At 71.4% G+C, this 2,580-nt stretch carries 3 protein-coding genes; all 3 read left to right on the top strand.

What is annotated here, in order from left to right; genetic code table 11:
- A partial coding sequence (locus IF67_RS40040) for an adenosylhomocysteinase (RefSeq protein ID WP_037840424.1) occupies nt 1–217 on the top strand: 217 nt, incomplete at its 5' end.
- A 33-nt stretch (nt 218–250) separates the two neighbouring features.
- Nucleotides 251–1,471 (top strand): methionine adenosyltransferase, encoded by a 1,221-nt coding sequence (gene metK, locus IF67_RS0138350; RefSeq protein WP_030993663.1) that lies wholly within the window; start codon nt 251–253, stop codon nt 1,469–1,471.
- 1 nt (nt 1,472) lies between these two features.
- Nucleotides 1,473–2,456 carry a carbohydrate kinase family protein gene (locus tag IF67_RS0138345; protein ID WP_030993662.1) on the top strand — a complete coding sequence of 328 codons (984 nt, stop codon included), beginning with the start codon at nt 1,473–1,475 and terminating at the stop codon, nt 2,454–2,456.
- Nucleotides 2,457–2,580: the final 124 nt, after the last annotated feature.

Below are 2,580 nucleotides of genomic sequence, written 5' to 3'. Positions count from 1 at the left end.
GTTCGCGGACCAGACGCTGGCCCAGATCGAGCTGTTCACCAAGCCCGCCGAGTACCCCACCGACGTCTACGTGCTGCCCAAGCACCTCGACGAGAAGGTCGCCCGCCTCCACCTTCACTCGCTCGGCGTCAAGCTCACCGAACTGCGCCCCGAGCAGGCCGCCTACATCGGCGTCCAGGTCGAGGGCCCGTACAAGCCCGACCACTACCGCTACTGACCACCCCCGGAACCGCCGACACCAGGAGTGCACATGTCCCGCCGCCTGTTCACCTCGGAGTCCGTGACCGAGGGCCACCCCGACAAGATCGCCGACCAGATCAGCGACACCGTGCTCGACGCGCTGCTGGCGGTGGACCCGGCTTCCCGGGTGGCCGTCGAAACCCTCATCACCACCGGGCAGGTGCACCTCGCCGGTGAGGTGACCACGACCGCCTATGCGCCGATCGCCGCCCTCGTCCGCGAGAAGATCCTCGACATCGGCTACGACTCGTCCGCCAAGGGCTTCGACGGAGCCTCCTGCGGCGTCTCCGTCTCCCTGGGCGCCCAGTCCCCCGACATCGCGCAGGGCGTCGACACCGCGTACGTGAAGCGGGTGGCGGACGACGCCGCCGAAGCCGGCGACGCACTCGACGCCCAGGGCGCCGGCGACCAGGGCCTGATGTTCGGCTATGCCTGCGACGACACCCCGGAGTTGATGCCGCTGCCGATACAGCTGGCCCACCGGCTCGCCCAGCGGCTGACGGAGGTCCGTAAGGACGGCACCGTTCCCTACCTGCGCCCGGACGGCAAGACCCAGGTCACCATCGAGTACCTCGGTAACCAGCCGACCCGCCTGGACACGGTCGTGGTCTCGTCCCAGCACGCCTCCGACATCGACCTGAAGGCCCTGCTGGCCCCCGATATCCGCGAGTTCGTCGTCGAGCACGTCCTCGGGCAGCTGGCCGACGACGGGATCAAGCTGGACACCGACGGCTACCGGCTGCTGGTCAATCCGACCGGCCGCTTCGAGGTCGGCGGCCCCATGGGCGACGCGGGCCTCACCGGCCGGAAGATCATCATCGATACGTACGGCGGCATGGCCCGGCACGGCGGCGGCGCCTTCTCGGGCAAGGACCCGTCCAAGGTCGACCGCTCCGCGGCCTATGCGATGCGCTGGGTGGCCAAGAACGTGGTCGCCGCCGGACTGGCCCGCCGCTGCGAGGTCCAGGTGGCCTACGCCATCGGCAAGGCGCAGCCCGTCGGTCTCTTCGTCGAGACCTTCGGCACCGCGACGGTGGCCGTCGACCGGATCGAGAAGGCCGTTGCCGAGGTCTTCGACCTCCGTCCGGCCTCCCTCATCCGTGACCTCGACCTGCTCCGCCCCATCTACGCCCGGACCGCCGCCTACGGCCACTTCGGCCGGGAGCTGCCGGAGTTCACCTGGGAGCGCACCGACCGGGTGGACGCCCTGCGCAAGGCCGCAGGAGTCTGAGATGCGCATCGCCGTCAGCGGCTCCATCGCCACCGACCACCTCATGGCCTTCCCCGGAAGGTTCGCCGACCAGCTCCTGCCCGACCAGCTGGACAAGCTCTCGCTCTCCTTCCTCGTCGACGCCCTGGACGTCCGCCGCGGCGGGGTCGCCGCCAACATCGCGTACGGCCTCGGTGTGCTGGGGCTCAGCCCCGTGCTGGTCGGTGCCGTGGGCGACGATTTCGCGGAGTACCGGGTCTGGCTCAAGGAGCACGGGGTCGACACCGACGTCGTCCATGTCTCCGCGACCCGGCAGACGGCTCGCTTCCTCAGCCTGACCGACCGGGACATGAACCAGATCGCCGCCTTCTACGCGGGCGCCATGACGGAGGCCAGGGACCTCGGCATCCCGCAGGTCGTCCGGCACACGGGCGGCCTCGACCTGGTGCTCGTCTCCCCGAACGACCCCGAGGCGATGCTGCGGCACACCTCCGAGTGCCGCGCCGCGGGCATTCCCTTCGCCGCCGACCCCTCCCAGCAACTGGCCAGCCTGGACGGGGGCCAGGTCAGGGACCTCGTGGACGGCGCGCGCTGGCTGTTCACCAATGAGTACGAGGCCGCCCTCCTCCTGGAACGCACCGGATGGCAGCGCCAGGACGTGCTGCGACGCGTCGGGACCTGGGTCACCACACTCGGTGCGGACGGCGTACGGCTCGACCAGGACGGCGCGCAGCCGTGCCGGGTGCCCGCCGTTCCGGCCGGGACGACCGCCGATCCGACCGGTGCGGGCGACGCCTTCCGCGCCGGTTTCCTCGCCGCGACGAGCCACGGCCTGGAGCCGGCGGCCGCGGCGCAACTGGGCTGCGCGCTGGCCACCGCCGCGCTGCGCACGACGGGCCCGCAGGAGTACGACGCCCGGCCCGCCGGCCTGCTCGCGGACCTCACCACGGCCTACGGGCCCACCGCCGCACGGCTGTTCACCCCGTGGCTGGGGGCACGCTCATGACCGCCCGCGTCGCATCGCTGCGTGCGGCTCTGGCCTCGCGGGTGGTGGTCGCCGACGGTGCGATGGGCACCATGCTCCAAGCCCAGGACCCGTCGATGGAGGACTTCCAGCAGCTGGAGGGCTG

It is taken from the genome of Streptomyces sp. NRRL S-1813 (genome assembly GCF_000719605.1).
GTDB classification, from domain to species: domain Bacteria; phylum Actinomycetota; class Actinomycetes; order Streptomycetales; family Streptomycetaceae; genus Streptomyces; species Streptomyces decoyicus.
Note: the sequence above shows the minus strand (reverse complement) of the source record. Positions and strands in the feature narration are given on the sequence as shown.